Here is an 18,225-nt window from a genome sequence, read left to right as displayed (position 1 = left end):
TCAGGTATATGATGCGTCGTTAAGGCGCTTTGAGATCGGGGGAGACAAATGGGTAGGCATCAGGCGGTCAAGCAGGTCTCCAGCACGGCCTTAGCGGACTATTACAGCGCGTCGCAATTGCGCAACGATCGTTGGACGGCGTTGAAATATGCGGCACACGATTTGGTGAGTTCGGCCGACCGGCCGAAGACGTCGGCGATCGAGAAGGCGCGCGACCTTCTCGATACGCTCGAGCCGATCGAAACCTATTGGTCCTTCCCCGGCCGGCGCGGCGTCGCCGGTCTTATCGAACTGCTGGTGCGGCGCGATTACGGCGCCTTTTCCGACGAAGTCGACCGGATCGCCGACTCGCTCGCGACCGGGAGCTACCGCCGCCCCGACGGCGATCTGGACGATGACGACGATCATACCAAGGCTGTGCGTAAGCCGTTCTTCGAAGTGCTGGTCGTCGAAAACAGCTCGTCCGAGGGGGAAGAGGCCGAGCGCGATGCGCTGCGGGCCATGCGCCGGCCTGACGATGCCTTCGTCTACGAAACGGTTTTCGTCAACACGTTCGAGGATGCCCTCATCGCCATCCTTTTCAACCACAACATCCAATCGGTGGTGGTGCGCTACGACTTCGCCTATCGGTCGAAGAATTCGCTGAAAGTGCTGCAGCGCATCCTCTCGCGCGTCAACAAGGATTACACCAATATCTCGCGCGAAGAGCACGGGCCCGAGTTGTGCCGGGCGATCAGGCGGGTGCGGCCGGAGCTCGATGTCTATCTCGTCACCGACCGCTCGGTCGAAGAGATCGCGGGGCAGGATTTGGGCGGCTGTTCGCGCGTCTTCTACAATCGCGAAGACTATCTCGAATTGCATTTGAACGTGCTGCGCGGCATCGCCTCGCGTTTCAACACACCCTTCTTTACGGCACTAAAGGAATATTCCAAACAGCCCACGGGCGTTTTCCACGCCATGCCGATTTCGCGCGGCAAATCGATCACGCGGTCCAACTGGATCCGCGACATGGTCGAATTCTACGGCATGAATATTTTCCTCGCCGAAACATCGGCGACATCGGGCGGTCTCGATTCGCTGCTCGATCCGCATGGCCCGATCAAAAAGGCACAGGAGCTTGCGTCGCGCGCATTCGGCTCCAAGCATACGTTCTTTGCCACCAACGGCACGTCGACCTGCAACAAGATCGTCGTGCAGGCCGTCGTGCGGCCGGGCGACATCGTGCTCGTCGATCGCGACTGCCACAAGTCGCACCATTACGGCATGGTGCTGGCCGGCGCGCATGTCGTCTATCTCGACAGCTATCCGCTGTCCGAATATTCGATGTATGGGGCGGTGCCGCTGCGCGAGATCAAGCACAAGCTTTTGGAACTGAAGAAGGCCGGCAAATTGCATCGCGTGCGCATGTTGTTGCTGACCAATTGCACCTTCGACGGGCTCATCTACAACGTCGAGCGGGTGATGGAAGAATGCCTTGCGATCAAGCCCGATCTCGTCTTCCTGTGGGACGAGGCTTGGTTTGCTTTCGCGCGCTTCGGGCCGACCTATCGCCAACGGACCGCGATGCATGCGGCAGCCACTCTGGCAGAGCGCTTTGCCGAGCCGAAGTACCGCGAGGCCTATGCCAAGCAGAAGGTCGACTACAGCAAAATGTCGGACGAAGAGGTGTTGAACACGCGCCTCATGCCCGATCCGGCCAAGGCGCGGGTGCGCGTCTATGCGACCCAGTCGACCCACAAGACGCTGACGTCGCTGCGTCAGGGTTCGATGATCCATGTCTATGATCAGGATTTCAAAGGCGAGATCGAGGCGAGCTTCCACGAAGCCTACATGACCCACACCTCGACGTCGCCGAATTACCAGATCATCGCGTCGCTCGATGTCGGCCGCCGGCAGGTCGAACTCGAAGGTTTCGAACTCGTGCAGAAGCAGGTGGAAGCGGCGATGGCGGTGCGCAAATCCATCGCGCAGCATCCCATCCTGTCGAAATATTTCCATGTGCTGACGGTCAAGGACATGATTCCGGCGGAGTATCGCGAATCCGGTGTCGAGACCTATTGGGATCCCGAGCACGGCTGGAACGACGCCTGGGATGCGTGGGAGAAGGACGAATTCGCGCTCGACGCGACGCGCATCACACTCGCGATCGGCGGCACGGGCGTCGACGGCGACACGTTCAAGAACTCGGTGCTGATGGACAAGTTCGGCATCCAGATCAACAAGACGTCACGCAACACCGTCCTGTTCATGACCAATATCGGCACGACCCGCTCGTCGATCGCTTATCTGATCGAAGTGCTGGTGCAGATCGCCCGCGATCTCGACGCCGAGCAGGATTACGCCAACCCGACCGAGCGCAAGGTCTTCCACAAGAAGGTGCATGCGCTCACCAAGGAATTGCCGCCGCTGCCGGATTTCTCGCGTTTCCATGCGACCTTCTCGCCGCAGGACGGCACCACCACCACGGAAGGCGATATTCGCTCGGCATTCTTCCTGTCTTACGACGAGGCGAAGTGCGAATATGTGCCGCTGAATGGTCGCTCGATGGACAAGGCGATGGACGAGGGCCGGGAGTTCGTCTCGACCTCCTTCGTCATTCCTTACCCGCCCGGCTTCCCGATCCTGGTGCCGGGGCAGGTGATCTCGCATGAGATCCTGGCGTTCATGCGGGCGCTCGACGTGAAGGAAATCCACGGCTACCGTGCCGATCTCGGCTTGCGCGTCTTCACGCAAGCCGCGCTTGACCAGCGTACCGCGGACCAGGCCAAGACAAAAAAATAGGGCGAGGGCGGCCCGGCGGGACGGATGGAAGGGCAGCGCCAGGTTTGGGAGAGCGGCGCTGTTTCGGGGGCGGAACGGATGACAATTCGAGCGCCCTTCATCCGTCCCGCTTCGCCATCCGTTTTCGCTCCGACTGGGCTTGGGATAGTTCCGAGTTCAACAGCAAAGATGTTCAAGCTGGGCAGCCCAGTTTGAATCCCTGACAAAGGAAATTCATTCACGTCATCGATCGATCAATCCTAGGGGAGGCTTGAGCTTATGGTTAAGAAGACGACGAAAGCGCCAGCTAAGAAAGCAGCGGCGAAAAAAGCTTCAGCAAAGAAAGCGCTTGAGAAAAAGGCAAAAGTAAAGGCTGCCGCGAAGGCCAAGGCGCCAGCGGCCAAGGCGGGCCGAAAGGGCAAGCCGAAGCTGAAGAATATTTCGGAGATCCGCCGTTTCTTCCATCGCAACGAGACGCCGATCTACTTTATCTCGGCGACCAATTTCAATCTGCTCGGCGTCGACGAATGGGTGCGGAATTTCAAATATATCGCCTACATCGATTGCTTCGATGGCCGCCATCCGAGCCTGTTCAGCCCCAAGGAAGTGCCGCACGACGAGTTCACCTCGATCGAGGACATCAACAATTATCTGCTGCAGCACAAGGATGTCATCGACTATGTGGAAGGCCGCGGCGGCAAGCCGAAAGTCGTCTTCCTGATGTTCGACGACAAGACCGAGAAGCTCGCCAAGGAACTCGGCTGGGACGTGTGGTTCCCCAAGGCAAAGCTGCGCACACGCGTCGATAACAAGATCGAGACCGTGCGCATCGGCAACAAGGCCGGCGTGCCGAGCGTGCCGAACACGCTCTCCGTGGTCAAGGATTGGGATCATCTGCAGAAGGTCGCCGCCAAGGCGAAGATCGGCTCGGATCTCGTGCTGCAATCGGCGTTCGGCGATTCCGGCCACACGACGTTCTTCATCAAGAATGAGGACGATTTCAACAAGCACAAGGACGAGATCGTCGGCCAGGGCGAAATCAAGATCATGAAGCGCATCAATTGCCGCGGTTCGGCGATCGAGGCATGCGCGACCAAGGCCGGCACGATTGTCGGCCCGTTGATGACGGAGCTCGTCGGCTTCAAGGAATTGACGCCCTATCGCGGCGGGTGGTGCGGCAACGAAATCTTCCCCAAGGCCTTCCCGCAGGAAGTCATGGATAAGACGCGCGACTACACGTTCCGCTTCGGCGAGCAGTTGCGCAAAGAAGGTTATCGCGGCTATTTCGAGCTCGACTTCCTGATCGACCAGGACACGAACGAGGTTTATCTCGGCGAGCTCAATCCGCGCATCACGGGCGCGAGTTCCATGACCAATCATGCGGCCTTCGCCCATGCCGATGCGCCGTTGTTCCTGTTCCATCTCCTGGAATTTTCCGGTGCCGATTTCGATTTCGACATCGCGGAACTGAACGAGCGCTGGGCCGAGCCGGAAAACATCGATTCCTGGTGTCAGATGGTGGTCAAGCACACCGAGGATTCGATCGGCCTCATCGCCGAAGCGCCGGAAACCGGCATTTGGCGGATGAACAAGGACGGCTCGGTCGAGTTCGACCGATTCGATCATCATCGCCGTGCGGTGGAAAGCGAAGCGGAGGCCTTCTTCCTCCGTATCCTGAAGCCGGGCGATTACCATTACGAGGGCGCCGATCTTGGCATCATTGTCACGCGCGGCCGCGCCATGGACAAAAACTTCAACCTGACTGAGCGCTCGAAAGCTTGGATCGACGGGATCCGCAAGCACTTCAAGGCAAAGCCGCTGGCTCCGGCCGCAGCGCCGCAAGAAGTGCTCGATCATCGATTCAAGATTTTCTGAGAGCGGTTCTTGTACTTGAGCCCCGGCACCGCCGGGGTTCATATGCGTGCGAGCGTTCCGCGATGCGATTTACCTACCGCGCCTTTGCCGACGATTCCGAGAGCGTAACCTGGGGCGAATGTTTCCAGGAATTCTGGCCAGCCTACCGCCGTTGGTATGTCTCGCGCGGGATCAGCCAATTGCCGACTTTCCTCGAATGTCGGACGGCGCTGCGCAAGCATCTGCCCGAATTTGTTCCCACCTGGGAACACCTGTGCCGCGTCGTCGGCGGGGGTGACCTTGAATCGCGCTTTTTGAGCCTCTATCGCCCGCCTCCCTTCATCATGGGTTGCTCGCAAGCCGTGTGGCCGGGCGACGAGCCTTTGTTGGTGCGCAATTACGATTACGATCCGCGCCTCATCGACGGCACGCTGATTCTGACCCATTGGGGCGAGCGCCGCGTCATCGGCACATCCGACTGCCTGATCGGCCTCGTCGACGGCATGAACGATGCGGGCTTGGCCGTCTCGCTGACCTTCGGCGGCCGGCGCGCAACAGGCAACGGCTTCGCCATGCCGATCGTCCTGCGCTATGTGCTCGAGACCTGCAGCACGGTTGGCGAAGCGGTCAAGACCATGAAGCGCATGCCCTATCATATGAGCCACAACGTCACGTTGCTCGATGCGTCGGGGGGCAAGGCGACGGTCTATGCGGCGCCGGACCGGCGCTTGCGCGTGTCGAGCGTCGCGGTTGCGACCAATCATCAGAAGTCGGTCGAATGGAAGCAGCATGCGCTCGCCACCGCTTCGGTCGAGCGCGAGCAATATATGCTGAACGATCTTTTGCCGCGCGAAACGACCGAGGCGGCCTTTGCCAAGGCGTTTTTGCAGCCGCCGCTCTATTCCAGAGCCTTTGATCGCGGCTTCGGCACATTGTTCACTGCGGCCTATTGGCCGCGAAAAGGCGAGATGGCCTATTTGTGGCCGCGCGCGACCTGGAAGTTCAGTTTCAAATCGTTCAAAGAGGGCGAGAAGACCACGACCTACAACGGCCGGAAAGCCAAATCATAATTTGCCCGAATAGACCGCCTTGAGGGCGAGCGAAAACAGTTCGGCGAGCGAGGTGATGCCGAGCTTGGCGTAAATGTTGCGTCGGTGGACGCGCACGGTTTCGACCGAGACATTCAGCTTCAGGGCGACCGATGCGGCGGAATGGCCGCGCAAGATTTCGTGCACGACCTCATATTCGCGACGGGTGAGCTGGTCGCGGCCGAAATTGTCCAAAATCGCCGTGAGCCGCAAGTGCTCGGCATCCGGCTCGCGCTTCGGCACCGGAGCAAGCAGGGCCGCGTGTTTCCGGCAGGCCGCGGCAACGAAGGCGAGGGCGGCGCGCAATTGCGCCAGCTCGGCGTCCGAAAAAGATTCGAGCGCGTCGGAGCGCTCCAGGCAGAGTGCGAAGACGCCGCCATGACCGTCCGGCACGAGATGGTTGATCTCGTCCGCCACGTGGGAATGCTTGTAATAGCTGACGTAATATTCGGAGGAAATGAAGTCGGTGGGAGCGATGTCCCGCATGCGCAGAAACGCCGGCTCGCGCAGGGAGCCGGCGCGAATGTAAAAAGGGTCGAGCAGATAGGCGCCGCCGATATAGTGCTTCGCGGTATTGGCGCGGTTTTCATGTGCGAGCATGTCGAGCATGATTTCCGGGCGCTGCTCCGGCCGGTAGACGAGGACGAGCGCGCAATCGAAGGGGACCTGCTGGCGTAAGATCTCGACCAAATTCGCGGCAAAATCGGAGAGGCCAATTTCCTCAATCAATTTGGCGATCGACTTAATATCCGCGCAAATACTGTACATCCGGTCCTGTGCTCGCGATGAAGAAACGACGGCCGTTTCTTGTAATTTTTTGGTCATTTTGCCCCTCCTAACCCCGAAGCGTTATTTACTCCCTTTTTCAACTGTCGGCACCATTAAGCACGCAAGTAAACATTTGGGGCAAGAGGGCTTGCAAGTTCACGGCTTTTTTGTGACTAACTTTAACCATGTGGGGCGCCGTCCAAAATCTTTGATCGGGGTTGTGGTCCGAGTCCGGTGATGCGACAAAAACATGGTGGAGGCCATGCGGGACCAGCGTCGGCGAGGAATAAGTCGTCCGCAAAGGCAACTGCGGCGTGGGAGCCGCTTAAGATCACAAAAGCTTCGTTGAAAATCAGGTCGAGAGGGAGAGGCGAAATTGAATAGAGCGTCATTGTACATCGCAATCGCGATGATCCTCGGTATTGTCGTGGGACATGTCATCCACACGCAATTTGACCACCCGGGCGACATAGGCCATTACTTCGGCCTGCTGGCGACCATCTTCCTCACCATGATCAAGATGATCATTTCGCCTTTGGTGATTTCGACGCTCATTGCCGGGATCGCCCATATGGGAACCGGCGGAGCCGTTGGCCGGGTCGGTGGCAAATCTCTTCTGTGGTTTGTGTGCGCGTCCTTCGTCTCGCTGTCGCTCGGCTGGCTGATGGTCACGATTTTCCAGCCCGGTATCGGCGAAGTGATCGAGCGCATGGGCGCCGATGCCTTGAAGTCTGACGCGGCGGCAAGCGCCCTCGACACCGGCATCAAAACGATGTCCATCGACACATTCGTCAGCCACGTGATTCCGACGTCGATCGTTGACGTGCTGGCCAAGAACGAGATCTTGCCGGTCGTGTTCTTCTCGGTCTTTTTCGGCGTCGGTCTCGCCGCGATTGGCGATAAGGGCCTCCCGTTGCTGCACGGCATCGAAATCATTTCGCAAGTCATGCTCAAGGTCACGGGCTATGTGATGGTGATGGCGGCTCCCGGCGTGTTCGGCGCGATGGTTGCGATCATCGCCAAGAACGGCATCGAAGCGGTGATCCCGCTGGCGCGGTTCATGGGCGAGTTCTACTTCACCATGGCTGCTCTCTGGGTGCTGATGATCCTGGTCGGCTTCCTGATCCTCGGGCCGCGCATCACCAAGCTGATCTCGCTCATGCTGACGCCGGTGAGCACGGCTTTTGCAACGGCGAGCTCGGAAGCGGCATTCCCGAAGGTGCTCGAAGGTTTGGAGCGGTTTGGGGTGAGCAAGCGTATCGCGAGCTTCGTGCTGCCGCTCGGCTATTCGTTCAACCTCGACGGATCGATGCTGTACTGCACCTTCGCGGCGCTGTTCATTGCTCAGGCGACCCATACGGTTCCGCCGGTGAGCCAGCAGTTCATCATGCTGCTCGTCTTCATGATCACGTCCAAGGGCATTGCCGGCGTGCCGCGCGCGTCGCTGGTCGTCATCGCGGCCAGCATGGCCGGCTTCGGCATCCCGGTCGCCGGGATGGCGATGATCCTCGGTGTCGACGCGTTCCTCGACATGGGCCGCAGCGCGACCAATGTGGTGGGCAATTCGCTGGCCGCGTCCGTCGTCGCCAAATGGGAGAGCGAACTCGGCGAGTCGTTGCCCGAGGGCGCCGATCTCGATGCCGTTCCGGCCGAATAGGCGAATGTCATTGGCAATTCGAAAACGGGGCGGTTTTCCGCCCCGTTTTTTTGACTGCCATTCACTGCCAGATGCGCTAGATACACGGCATCATGTCGCTTTCCTCCGAAGAACTCGAACGTTACGCCCGTCATATCGTCTTGCGCGGTCTGGGCGGTCCGGGACAGCAGAAGCTCAAGAAGGCCCGGGTTCTCGTGATCGGGGCGGGCGGGCTCGGCGCGCCGCTGATCCAATATCTCGCGGCCGCCGGCGTCGGCACCATCGGCATTGCCGATGACGATGAGGTTTCGCTCTCCAACCTGCAGAGGCAGGTCCTGCACGGGACCCCGGACATCGGTCGCTCTAAGGTCGAGAGCGCGCGCGATGCGGTGGCGCGGCTCAATCCGCATGTCAGCGTGGCGCTCCACGCCCTGCGCGTGACGCCGGAGAATGCCCGCGAACTCGTCCGCGCCTATGATTTCATCGCCGACGGCTCGGATAATTTCGCGACGCGCTACGCGGTTTCCGATGCGTGCTTTTTTGAGCGCAAAACGCTCGTGACCGCCGCGGTCGGCGAGTTCGATGCCTCGCTGACGACGCTGAAACCCTATCTCACCGGCGCGAATGGCAAGCCCAACCCGACCTATCGCTGCCTCTTTCCCGATCCGCCGCCGCCCGGCGCCATTCCCGCTTGTGCCGAGGCCGGCATTATTGGCGCGCTCACCGGCATCGTCGGCGCGATGATGGCGCTCGAAGTGATCCGCGAATGCGCGGGCGGCTTTGATGCTCACGACGAAGGACTTGTTGGCAAATTGCTCATGATCGATACGCGCGCCATGCGTTTCGAGACCATTCGCTATAGTTGGGATCCAGACAATGTCCTCAATGGCGTGGCGGACGCCTGATCTGTCCAATCTCGACCTCGGCCGGCGCGCGCGCCGTCTTCGGGTCGATACGTTGGTGCGCTTGCGCTGGATGGCGATCGCCGGACAGGCCGGCGCAATTTTCGTGACCAGCGAGTTCCTCGGCTTTTCCCTGCCGATTGGCCTTTGCGCCCTCGTCATCGCTATGTCGGCGGCGCTCAACATGGTTTTGCGCTTGCGCACCTCGATGAGCCAGCGGCTCAACGACCGGCCGGCTGCCGCGCTTCTGGCGTATGATCTCGTGCAATTGTCCGCCTTGCTCTATCTCACCGGCGGCCTCGAAAACCCTTTCGCCTTGCTGTTTCTCGCGCCGATCATGATTTCCGGTGCGTCGCTCGCGCCGCGCTGGACCTTTCCGCTTGGGATGCTCACCATCGGCGCGGCGACTTTACTTGTCTTCTTTCACCGGCCGCTGCCATGGTTCGAGGGCGAGGCGCTGACCTTGCCGGTCACCTATCTTGCCGGCATCTGGGTGTCCGTGGTGCTCGGCGCGACCTTTGCCGGTATCTATGCGTCGCGCGTCGCCGAGGAGGCGCGCAAATTATCGGACGCGCTTGCGGCCACAGAATTGATCCTGGCGCGCGAGCAGCATTTGTCGCAACTCGATGGGCTTGCCGCAGCGGCGGCGCATGAGCTTGGGACCCCGCTCGCGACGATCACCTTGGCGGTGCGCGAACTCGTTCGGCAAGTGCCGCAAGAGGGGCCCATCGGTGAGGATGTCGCCTTAATCTCCCAGGAGGTCACGCGCTGCCGAGACATTCTGCGCAAGCTGAAATCGCTCGGCGATGATGAGGCCTGGCCGATGGGCTCGATGAGCATTGCGCAAATCGTCGAAGAAGTGACCGAACCGCATCAGGATTTCGGCGTGAAAATTGTCGCCTCGTGCAGTGGCATCGGCGAGGAGCCGATCGGCCGGCGCAATCCGGGCGTGCTCTATGGGATCGGCAATCTTGTCGAAAACGCCGTCGATTTTGCGCGATCGAAAGTCGAGATCGCGGCCTATTGGACGGCCGAGCGCGTGACCTTGCAGATCACCGACGATGGGCCTGGCTTTGCGCCGCATTTGCTTGACCGGATCGGCGAGCCCTATGTCACCACTCGCAATCCGGATCGGCGCGCGAAATCGGAAGAAGGCGCCGGACTGGGGCTCGGCCTCTTCATCGCCAAGACGCTCGTTGAGCGGTCGGGCGCAACGATGCAGATTCGCAATATCAGTTCTTCGGTCCGTGACAACGGGCATGGCGGCGCGGCGGTGACGCTTGTATGGCAGCGCCAGCAATTCGAACAGGGCTTCGAGTCCGAACACCATATTTCGTAAAATCAGAAAGATCCGGACATGGAGGCGCTTGGCTTTCCGGGCTAAAAACCTTGTACTGCAGCTTGGATCGATTATAAAAGTCTTTTAACGACAACAATAAAAGTCGCAAAATGAATTCTGCATCAAACTTTGAGACCGCTGGTCCGCCCGACCATGACAAGAGCCTTTTGCTGGTCGATGACGATAAATCTTTTGTGACCCGTCTTGCGCGCGCCATGGAGGCCCGCGGTTATGTGGTTTCGACCGCTGAATCCGTTGCAGACGGTCTTGCCAGCATTCGCAACGCCCCGCCCGCTTATGCGGTGATCGATATGCGCCTGGGCGACGGCAACGGGCTCGATGTCATCTCGGAACTCAAGGCGCTGCGTCCCGATGCACGCGGTATCATTTTGACCGGCTACGGCAATATCGCGACGGCGGTGACGGCGGTGAAAATGGGCGCGTTCGATTATCTCGCCAAGCCGGCGGACGCCGACGAAATTCATGCCGCGCTGTTGGCGATCAAGAACGATCGCAGCGAATTGCCGGAACATCCGATGTCGGCCGACCGGGTGCGTTGGGAACATATCCAGCGCATCTATGAATTGTGTGGGCGCAATGTGTCGGAAACGGCGCGCCGCTTGAGCATGCATCGCCGAACCCTGCAGCGCATTTTGGCGAAACGCGCGCCGCGCTAGAGCATTTTCAAGTGAAGTGGTGGCCGGTCCGCGTTAAGAACCGCAGGTCCGCGTGAGCGAAAATGCGACAATCGAAAAGCTAACTTTTACGACAAAAGTCCGCTCTCCGGATCTTCCTGCAAGTGCAGCCGATCGGCTGCCGCATGGGCGAACCGCAAAAGTACGGCGCGCCGCGTCGCACCGCTCATGCGATGGCTCGGCGCATCGCGCAAAACCGCTGCGCCATAAGCGTCGGCGACGATCAGCCCCGCGTCTTGCGGCATGATGTCGAGCGGCATGTCCTGGGTGACGGCAAAGGACAGATGATCGCAATGGACGCGATAGTCCGGCCATTTCGTATCGCTGCGGAAATCCGCGACCGACGATTTGATCTCGACGATATGGATCGTGCCGTCGCCGGCGAGCGCGACGATATCGGCGCGGCGGCCGTCGGGGAGGATCAGTTCGGTAATCGTGGCAAAGCCAAGCTGGCGTAAATGGCGCCGCGCGCCCCGGGCGATGAGGAGCGCGGTCTCCGATTGGCGGCCGTCAGGCATCGCGCAAGCCGGGCAGACGGTGCCGCAGGTCGGCGAGGAACTGCTCGGCGGCAGGCGCCGCATAGGCTTCGGCGGTCCCGCTGCCCCAGACCGGCCCAGGCCAGGCCGCATCGCCTTCGGACCGGGCTACGACGTGAATGTGCAATTGCGGCACCATATTCCCCAGCGCACCGACATTCAGCTTGTGGCACGCCGTTGCCGCCTTGAGGGCCGTGGCGGCGCTTGCGATTTCTTCCATCAGAATGGACCGTTCCGGCGCTGTGAGATCGATGATTTCACGGATTTCGGCGTGCCGCGGGACGAGGATAAGCCACGGAAATCGCTGATCATTCATCAGGAGGACGCGGCAGAGGGGCAAATCGCCAACAAGAAACGTGTCGGCGGCGAGGCGCGGGTGCAGGGCAAAGGTCATGGTTGATACACGAGAATCTGACATCCAACTCTTGCACAAGCGGCCCTCATAGTCCAAATAGAGCCCCGGGAGGTTGGCAGTGGACGTTTCACTCGCCAACCGGGTCAGGACCGGAAGGTAGCAGCCCTAACGAGACCGAGCGGGTCTCTGTCCAGCCTCCTACCTCCTTGAAATTTATGGGCAGGTGATGAGCGACACGCCAGTTTTGGACCAAACGCCGTCTGGTGATGCCGAACCGGGTTTCGATCTTGGCCCCGAGCCAGCCGCCAAAACCGCCGCCACGCCCTATCGCGTTCTTGCCCGCAAATACCGTCCGGCCAATTTCGATGACCTGATTGGCCAGGAGGCGATGGTCCGCACCTTGTCGAACGCCTTCGATCTGGGGCGCATCCATCAGGCCTATATTCTGACCGGCGTGCGCGGGGTGGGCAAAACCACCACCGCCCGCATTCTCGCCCGCGCGTTCAATTACGAAGTGGCGGATGCGCCGGGCAAGCCGGGCGTGCATCGGCCGACCATTCACATGCCGGTGCTGGGCGAACATTGCCAGGCGATCATCGAATCGCGCCATGTCGATGTGATCGAGATGGATGCCGCCTCCCACACCGGTATCGACGACATCCGCGAGATCATCGAGAGTGCGCGCTATCTGCCCGTTTCCGCGCGCACCAAAGTCTATATCATCGACGAAGTGCACATGCTCTCGAAGGCCGCCTTCAACGGGCTGTTGAAGACGCTCGAAGAGCCGCCCGAGCATGTGAAATTTCTGTTCGCGACGACCGAAATCGAGAAAGTGCCGGTGACGGTGCGCTCGCGCTGCCAGCGGTTCGATTTGAAGCGTGTCGAGTCCGACGTGCTGATCAAGCATCTTGCCAATATCTGCGGCAAGGAAAAGGTCGAGATCGAACCGGAGGCCTTGAGCCTCATCGCCCGCGCGGCGGAAGGTTCGGTGCGCGACTCGCTGTCGCTCACGGATCAGGCGATCGCGCATGGCGCGATGATGGGCGGCAAAATCGACGCGGAAAGCGTGCGCCATATGCTGGGCCTCGCCGATCGCGGCCGCGTCATCGACCTGTTCGAGGCCTTGATGAAAGGCGATATGGCGGTGGCGCTGGGCGGCTTGAAGGCGCAATACGATCTTGGCGCCGACCCGGGCCAGGTGCTCGCCGATCTGGCCGAATTCGTGCATTTCGTCACGCGCCTGAAGTTAGTACCGGATGCGGCGCAGGATCCTGCCGTCACGCCGGAGGAGCGCGACCGCGGCGGTGCGTTTGCAAAGACCTTGAGCATGGCAGTGCTGACGCGCGCGTGGCAAATGCTGCTCAAGGGCCTCAGCGACGTGAAGGAAAGCCCACGCCCGCTTGCGGCCGCCGACATGGTGTTGGTGCGGATCGCCTATGCCGCCGATCTGCCGCCACCGGACGAGGTGTTGCGCAAATTGCAGGCGGGCGGGTCGATCGCTGCGCCGCAAGCTGCAATGCCGGCTGCACCCCCGCGCGGCACTTCCGCCTCTGCCGCAATGGCTACCGCTTACAACCTGCGCCCCCAGCAGATGGCTGTCGCCGAGCCCGTTCCTGCGGGACCGCGGCTCAATACGCTGCGTGATGTCATCGCTTTGTGTGACAAGCATCGCGACATTCAGCTGAAGATCGCGATCGAGCGTGACATCCGGCTCATCCATTTCGAGCACGGCCGGATCGATTTTGAATTGAGCCCCGGCGGTTCGCCGCAGCTTGCGCAGACATTGATGCGCAAGTTGCAGGAGTGGACCGACACGCGCTGGATGATCTCGATCTCAAAGGGCAATGCCGCGCCCTCGCTGCGCGAAGTAGCGGAGGAGACTGAGCGCCAGAAGTTGGCCGGTGTTCGTGCAGATCCACTGGTGCGCAGCGTGCTCGAACAATTCCCCGGCGCGGAAATCGTCGCGGTGCGCTCGATCGTGCCCGAGGCGCCGCCTGCGCTGGAACCGCTCGATCCGCCACAGCAAGGCGACGATGAAGTCAGCTACGGCGACTCGTTTTACACCGAGGACGACCTCTAACCGAGACCGTCATTTCAAGGATAACCGAAGGAGATCGCGATGCGCGACGTGATGGGGCTGATGAAGAAAGCCCAGGAAATGCAGGCCAAAATGCAAGACATGCAGGCCGAGATGGAGCAGACCTTGGTCGAGGGCCAATCGGGCGGCGGCCTCGTGCGCGTCACCCTGACCGCGAAGGGCCAGATGAAAGGTATCGCGATCGATCCGTCCCTGCTCAAGGCCGACGAGGTGGAGATCCTCGAAGACCTTATCGTGACCGCGCATGACGATGCGCGCAAGAAAGGCGAACGCCTCATCGAAGAAAAGATGAAGGCGATGACCGCGGGCCTGCCGCTGCCGCCCGGCATGAAACTGCCGTTCTAACGCTGAGCCTTTCTTCTCCCGCCTTGCGGGAGAAGGGATTCCAACACATCGGAATTTCTGCATGGCGGAACGTATCGTTGGTCCTGAAATCGAGCGTCTCATTCAACTGCTCGCTCGCTTGCCCGGCCTTGGACCACGTTCGGCGCGGCGCGCCGCTTTGCATCTGATCCGCAAGCGCGAGGAACTTCTTGCACCACTTGCGGATGCTATGCAGACGGCGCGCGAACGCATTGTCACCTGCAGCACGTGCGGCAATGTCGATACGTCCGATCCGTGTAATTTGTGCCGCGACGAACGGCGCGACGGACAGGTGCTGGTGGTGGTCGAAACTGTCGCCGATCTTTGGGCGCTGGAGCGCGCCGGCGTGATGCGCGCGCGCTACCACGTTCTCGGCGGCACCTTGTCGCCGCTCGATGGCGTCGGCCCCGACGATCTCAATTTGAACAGCCTCGTCGCGCGCGTGGCCGAAGGCGGTGTGCACGAAGTCATTCTCGCGGTGAACGCGACCGTCGACGGGCAAACGACAGCGCATTACATCACCGATCTGCTCGCGCATACGGGCGCGAAAGTCACCAAGCTCGCGCATGGCGTGCCGGTCGGCGGCGAACTCGATTATTTGGACGAAGGCACCTTGGCGGCGGCGATCCGCAGCCGGTCAGAATTTTGACCCGAGACCTCCGGAACTACGTTTCTCGCGCTCCGCTCAGATGCCGTTTGAGTTCCGCGACGGCGATATGCGCCAGCCCCCTCAAATCCTCTTCCGTCGCACCGTCGCGTGCTTGCACCGACATGCCCTGGATGATCGCGGCCAAATAACGTGCAAGTCCGGTGGCGTCCGTATCGGCGCGCAATTGACCTTCCTTAACCGCCCGTTCCAAGCGCCGCTGAAGCTTGGTTCGTCCTTGCAGGCGAAGGTCGGCGAGATAGGCTCCCACTGCCCGATTCTCGCTGGCACAATTGAGCACAGCGCTGGCGATCATGCAGCCGAGGGGCTGGTCGCCACCTCTGGCGTAGTGACGGGCTGTGTTGAACAGGATGCGCGAGAAACAGGCGATCACATCAGGCTCTTCTTCGAGCGCCTCGGCGCGAACCCCGCCAAAGGTCGAGCGGTACCATTGCAGGGTCTCGTGGTAGAGGTCGGCCTTCGAATGAAACGCCGCATAGAGGCTTTGCGGCGTGATGCGCATGGCCTCGGTCAGGTCGGCGATCGAGGTCCCCTCGAAACCGTGTTCCCAGAATGTCCTCGCCGCTGTCGCCAATGCCACGTCGCGGTCGAAGGCGCGCGGGCGTCCCCTTGGGCGTTTATTTATCATAACGGTCACTCTTGAATTCTATTCGATTTGTGATATTACGGAGCGATCATTCCTTATATAGTGGAGTTCGGTCCGATGTATAGCGATTTGTCCTATGCGCCAGGGTTGGCGACGGGTCTTGATGCCGTTATCGATCGCGCGATCGCCGAGGAGAGGATTGTCGGCACGGTCGTTTTGGTCGCACGGGCAGGCGCGATCGTCTTCCGGCGCGCCGCCGGCTTCGCGGACCGTGAAGCCGCGCGGCCGATGCGGGAAGATGATATTTTCCTGCTGGCCTCCATCACCAAACCGATCGTGACGGCGGCGGCGATGCGCCTCGTGGAGGAAAATGTCATTGGCCTCGACGATCCGGTGACCCGCTGGCTGCCGGATTTCCGGCCTCGGCTCCCGGATGGCACGGCGCCGACGATCACGCTGCGCCAGCTTCTGACCCATACCGCCGGGCTCAGCTACAGTTTCACCGCGCCTTCCGGCGAGGATTTCGCGCGTCTTGGCGTTTCGGACGGGCTCGCCGAACCTGGCTTGCCGCTCTCTGAAAATCTGGCCAGGCTCTCTCAGGTGCCGCTCGCCAGTGCGCCGGGTGCTGAATGGCGCTATTCGCTTGCCATGGACGTGCTGGGCGGCGTGCTTGAAGCCGCGACGGGCATGTCCTTGCCGGCGGTCGTCGCGCGGCAGGTGGCGGACCCGCTACATCTGAAGGACACGGGCTTTCAAGTGACGGACGTTCGCCGCCTGGTGACGCATTATGCCGATGGCAATCCGACGCCGGTCCTGCTCGACGAAACCATCCGCCTGGATTTTGCGCCCAGCCTCACCTTCGCTCCGAAGCGCATCTTCGATCCCAATTCCTATCCGTCCGGCGGGGCGGGAATGGCCGGCACGGCCGGCGATATCTTGCGTTTCTTGGAGACCATTCGCCAGGGCGGCGCACCGATCCTGCAGCCCAAGACGGTCAAAGCCATGGTCACGAATCAGCTCGATCCGCGGGCCGAAACCCGGGGGCCGGGCTGGGGCTTCAGCTATGGTTGGGCGGTGCTGGAAGATCCGGCCGGCACGGCAACGCCGCAATCCAAGGGCACGCTGCAATGGGGCGGTGCCTACGGCCATTCCTGGTTCGTCGATCCGGTGCGCCAGCTTTCCGTCGTTGCACTGACGAATACCGCTTTCGCCGGGATGCAGGGCGCCTTTCCCGATGCGATCCGCGATGCGGTTTACGCTTAAGCAGCTTATCTATTCCGCTGCCCGCGGAAACTTCACTGTCGTCGCGGGCGCGGTTCTTTCCGGCGCGTCCTCGAACTCCACCGCTTGAATCTTCTCGCCGCGCGCCAGCACCTTGTTCGAGGAAATCACGATATCCGACACGTCCTTCTGCGCCTGGCGGAAATGGTCGTCGAGCTTACCGACCCTGTCGCCCAGCCGCCGCACGTCGTCGAGCAATTTGCCCACCTCGTCCTGAATGCGGTGCGCTTCCTCGCGCATGCGCGCATCGCGCATGATCGAGCGGATCACCTGCACCGCCATCATCAGCAGGGACGGGGACACGATGGTGATGCGGGCGCGGTGGGCGCGCTGCACCACGTCGTCGAAATATTCGTGCAGGTCGGCGAAGATCGATTCCGAAGGCACGAACATGACTGCAATGTCTTGGGTCACGCCGGGCACCAGATAGCGCTCGGCAATGTCCTTCACATGTTTGCCGACATCGCCGCGCACCCGCGCGATGGCCCCGCGTCGCTCCTCTTCGGTTTCCGCCTCGCGCAGAGCGGTAAAGCCTTCGAGCGGGAATTTCGCGTCGATCGCCATGCCGCGCTCGTCATTCGGCAGCCGGATTAGGCAATCGGGCCGCACGCCGGTTTTCAGCGTCGCCTGAAATTCGAAGGCGTTGGGCGGCAGGCCGTCGCGGATGATCGCTTCCATGCGGCTTTGCCCGAAGGCACCGCGTGTCTGCTTGTTGGCGAGAATATCTTTCAGCGTCACCACCTCTTCGGTCAGGCCGGTGAGGCGGTTCTGCGCCGCGTCGATCACGGCGAGGCGCTCGTTGAGCTTGGTGAGATTCTCCGCCGTCGTTTTGGAGGATTGCTCCAGCCCCTGGCCGACCTTGGTGCCGACCGCGTCGAGCCGCTCGGCCATGTAGCGGGCGAGGTCCGATTGGCGGGTGGTGAGCACCTCGGCCATGGTTGCGAGCCGGCCGGCAAGCTCGGCATTGGCCTTGTTGATCTCGCCCAGCCGCTCGTCGAGTTCCTGGCTGCGCTCGGCTTCGGCCCCGGCGGCAAAATCGCGCTCCCGATTGGCGCGCAGGGTCGCTGTGGCGAGTACGAGCAATAGCCCAAGCATGGCCAGGACGGCGAGCACCAGAAGGTGCAGTACCGTGACCGGCGTCGATCCGAGGGTCAGGACGGGGGAGGAGAGAGTCATACCTTGCATGAGCCCATCATATATGATTCGCGCGTAAGAACAAAATAGGAACTTTTCCAATCTAAGGGCCGTAAATCCGGAGCTATTAAATTGACCGATTACCCCAGCGCGCTTATGTGAT

The 18,225-nt window shown here is 60.9% G+C and carries 16 protein-coding genes and 1 other RNA gene; 12 read left to right on the top strand and 5 right to left on the bottom strand.

Translation table 11 applies throughout. The annotated features are described in order from the left end of the window. Positions 1-48 precede the first annotated feature (48 nt). From V9T28_RS15265 to V9T28_RS15255, 3 genes are all read left to right on the top strand, one after another. Positions 49-2,781: an aminotransferase class I/II-fold pyridoxal phosphate-dependent enzyme gene (locus V9T28_RS15265; protein ID WP_116399918.1), complete on the top strand. Its 2,733-nt coding sequence runs from the start codon at positions 49-51 to the stop codon at positions 2,779-2,781. Between the two features lie 258 nt (positions 2,782-3,039). Further along, positions 3,040-4,635 (top strand): biotin carboxylase, encoded by a 1,596-nt coding sequence (locus tag V9T28_RS15260; protein ID WP_116399917.1) that lies wholly within the window; start codon positions 3,040-3,042, stop codon positions 4,633-4,635. 62 nt (positions 4,636-4,697) lie between these two features. Next, positions 4,698-5,684, top strand: coding sequence for a C45 family autoproteolytic acyltransferase/hydolase (locus V9T28_RS15255; RefSeq protein ID WP_116399916.1), 987 nt, complete (start codon positions 4,698-4,700; stop codon positions 5,682-5,684). Here the strand turns inward: V9T28_RS15255 and V9T28_RS15250 are convergent. After that, entirely contained in the window at positions 5,679-6,527 is an 849-nt protein-coding gene (locus V9T28_RS15250; protein WP_116399915.1) for a helix-turn-helix transcriptional regulator, read from the bottom strand. The two genes, V9T28_RS15255 and V9T28_RS15250, sit on opposite strands and share 6 nt — an antisense overlap. Before the next feature lie 352 nt (positions 6,528-6,879). Between V9T28_RS15250 and V9T28_RS15245 the strand changes: the two genes are divergently transcribed. The 4 genes from V9T28_RS15245 to V9T28_RS15230 all read left to right on the top strand — a co-directional run bounded on the left by V9T28_RS15245 (position 6,880) and on the right by V9T28_RS15230 (position 11,024). Beyond that, a complete protein-coding gene (locus V9T28_RS15245; protein ID WP_116400295.1) occupies positions 6,880-8,127 on the top strand; it encodes a dicarboxylate/amino acid:cation symporter in 1,248 nt (415 codons plus the stop codon). Between the two features lie 92 nt (positions 8,128-8,219). After that, entirely contained in the window at positions 8,220-9,011 is a 792-nt protein-coding gene (locus tag V9T28_RS15240) for a HesA/MoeB/ThiF family protein (RefSeq protein WP_116399914.1), read from the top strand. After that, positions 8,983-10,347, top strand: a complete 1,365-nt coding sequence (locus V9T28_RS15235) for an ActS/PrrB/RegB family redox-sensitive histidine kinase (protein ID WP_245424018.1) — start codon at positions 8,983-8,985, stop codon at positions 10,345-10,347. Before V9T28_RS15240 ends, V9T28_RS15235 begins: the two co-directional genes overlap by 29 nt. 110 nt (positions 10,348-10,457) lie before the next feature. After that, the gene (locus V9T28_RS15230; RefSeq protein WP_116399912.1) at positions 10,458-11,024 is read left to right on the top strand and encodes an ActR/PrrA/RegA family redox response regulator transcription factor; all 567 of its coding nucleotides are present in this window, start codon (positions 10,458-10,460) and stop codon (positions 11,022-11,024) included. Between the two features lie 86 nt (positions 11,025-11,110). Here V9T28_RS15230 and V9T28_RS15225 read toward each other — a convergent pair whose 3' ends face one another. Then, entirely contained in the window at positions 11,111-11,560 is a 450-nt protein-coding gene (locus V9T28_RS15225) for an MmcB family DNA repair protein (RefSeq protein ID WP_245424016.1), read from the bottom strand. Next, the gene (locus V9T28_RS15220; protein WP_245424015.1) at positions 11,553-11,996 is read right to left on the bottom strand and encodes an HIT domain-containing protein; all 444 of its coding nucleotides are present in this window, start codon (positions 11,994-11,996) and stop codon (positions 11,553-11,555) included. The genes V9T28_RS15225 and V9T28_RS15220 overlap by 8 nt, the downstream gene beginning before the upstream one ends. A gap of 43 nt (positions 11,997-12,039) precedes the next feature. On the opposite strand from V9T28_RS15220, the gene ffs reads away from it, so the two are divergent. From ffs to recR, 4 genes are all read left to right on the top strand, one after another. Continuing rightward, positions 12,040-12,136, top strand: an RNA gene (gene ffs, locus V9T28_RS15215) — signal recognition particle sRNA small type. Positions 12,137-12,159: 23 nt separating this feature from the next. Beyond that, positions 12,160-14,013 carry a DNA polymerase III subunit gamma/tau gene (locus V9T28_RS15210; RefSeq protein ID WP_116399909.1) on the top strand — a complete coding sequence of 618 codons (1,854 nt, stop codon included), beginning with the start codon at positions 12,160-12,162 and terminating at the stop codon, positions 14,011-14,013. A 39-nt stretch (positions 14,014-14,052) separates the two neighbouring features. Further along, positions 14,053-14,376 carry a YbaB/EbfC family nucleoid-associated protein gene (locus V9T28_RS15205; protein WP_116399908.1) on the top strand — a complete coding sequence of 108 codons (324 nt, stop codon included), beginning with the start codon at positions 14,053-14,055 and terminating at the stop codon, positions 14,374-14,376. Positions 14,377-14,437: 61 nt separating this feature from the next. Beyond that, positions 14,438-15,043: a recombination mediator RecR gene (gene recR / locus V9T28_RS15200; RefSeq protein ID WP_116399907.1), complete on the top strand. Its 606-nt coding sequence runs from the start codon at positions 14,438-14,440 to the stop codon at positions 15,041-15,043. Positions 15,044-15,059: 16 nt separating this feature from the next. On the opposite strand, the gene V9T28_RS15195 is transcribed toward recR, so the two are convergent. Beyond that, complete coding sequence (locus tag V9T28_RS15195) at positions 15,060-15,689, bottom strand: TetR/AcrR family transcriptional regulator (RefSeq protein WP_116399906.1); 630 nt, start codon at positions 15,687-15,689, stop codon at positions 15,060-15,062. A gap of 75 nt (positions 15,690-15,764) precedes the next feature. Between V9T28_RS15195 and V9T28_RS15190 the strand changes: the two genes are divergently transcribed. Then, positions 15,765-16,910, top strand: a complete 1,146-nt coding sequence (locus V9T28_RS15190) for a serine hydrolase domain-containing protein (RefSeq protein ID WP_116399905.1) — start codon at positions 15,765-15,767, stop codon at positions 16,908-16,910. 9 nt (positions 16,911-16,919) lie between these two features. Here V9T28_RS15190 and V9T28_RS15185 read toward each other — a convergent pair whose 3' ends face one another. Further along, complete coding sequence (locus tag V9T28_RS15185; protein ID WP_245424013.1) at positions 16,920-18,113, bottom strand: DNA recombination protein RmuC; 1,194 nt, start codon at positions 18,111-18,113, stop codon at positions 16,920-16,922. Positions 18,114-18,225 lie beyond the last annotated feature (112 nt).

The organism is Methylovirgula sp. 4M-Z18 (assembly GCF_037890675.1).
Taxonomy (GTDB): domain Bacteria; phylum Pseudomonadota; class Alphaproteobacteria; order Rhizobiales; family Beijerinckiaceae; genus 4M-Z18.
Note: the sequence above shows the minus strand (reverse complement) of the source record. Positions and strands in the feature narration are given on the sequence as shown.

Bases quoted from the DNA above. Each gene is read 5' to 3' on its own strand.
- V9T28_RS15185 (WP_245424013.1), bottom strand. From the start codon at position 18,113: ATGCAAGGTATGACTCTCTCCTCCCCCGTCCTGACCCTCGGATCGACG.
- V9T28_RS15240 (WP_116399914.1), top strand. From the start codon at position 8,220: ATGTCGCTTTCCTCCGAAGAACTCGAACGTTACGCCCGTCATATCGTC.
- V9T28_RS15265 (WP_116399918.1), top strand. From the start codon at position 49: ATGGGTAGGCATCAGGCGGTCAAGCAGGTCTCCAGCACGGCCTTAGCG.
- V9T28_RS15230 (WP_116399912.1), top strand. From the start codon at position 10,458: ATGAATTCTGCATCAAACTTTGAGACCGCTGGTCCGCCCGACCATGAC.
- V9T28_RS15220 (WP_245424015.1), bottom strand. From the start codon at position 11,996: ATGTCAGATTCTCGTGTATCAACCATGACCTTTGCCCTGCACCCGCGC.
- V9T28_RS15190 (WP_116399905.1), top strand. From the start codon at position 15,765: ATGTATAGCGATTTGTCCTATGCGCCAGGGTTGGCGACGGGTCTTGAT.
- V9T28_RS15260 (WP_116399917.1), top strand. From the start codon at position 3,040: ATGGTTAAGAAGACGACGAAAGCGCCAGCTAAGAAAGCAGCGGCGAAA.
- V9T28_RS15255 (WP_116399916.1), top strand. From the start codon at position 4,698: ATGCGATTTACCTACCGCGCCTTTGCCGACGATTCCGAGAGCGTAACC.
- recR (WP_116399907.1), top strand. From the start codon at position 14,438: ATGGCGGAACGTATCGTTGGTCCTGAAATCGAGCGTCTCATTCAACTG.
- V9T28_RS15210 (WP_116399909.1), top strand. From the start codon at position 12,160: ATGAGCGACACGCCAGTTTTGGACCAAACGCCGTCTGGTGATGCCGAA.
- V9T28_RS15245 (WP_116400295.1), top strand. From the start codon at position 6,880: ATGATCCTCGGTATTGTCGTGGGACATGTCATCCACACGCAATTTGAC.
- V9T28_RS15235 (WP_245424018.1), top strand. From the start codon at position 8,983: ATGTCCTCAATGGCGTGGCGGACGCCTGATCTGTCCAATCTCGACCTC.
- V9T28_RS15250 (WP_116399915.1), bottom strand. From the start codon at position 6,527: ATGACCAAAAAATTACAAGAAACGGCCGTCGTTTCTTCATCGCGAGCA.
- V9T28_RS15225 (WP_245424016.1), bottom strand. From the start codon at position 11,560: ATGCCTGACGGCCGCCAATCGGAGACCGCGCTCCTCATCGCCCGGGGC.
- V9T28_RS15205 (WP_116399908.1), top strand. From the start codon at position 14,053: ATGCGCGACGTGATGGGGCTGATGAAGAAAGCCCAGGAAATGCAGGCC.
- V9T28_RS15195 (WP_116399906.1), bottom strand. From the start codon at position 15,689: ATGATAAATAAACGCCCAAGGGGACGCCCGCGCGCCTTCGACCGCGAC.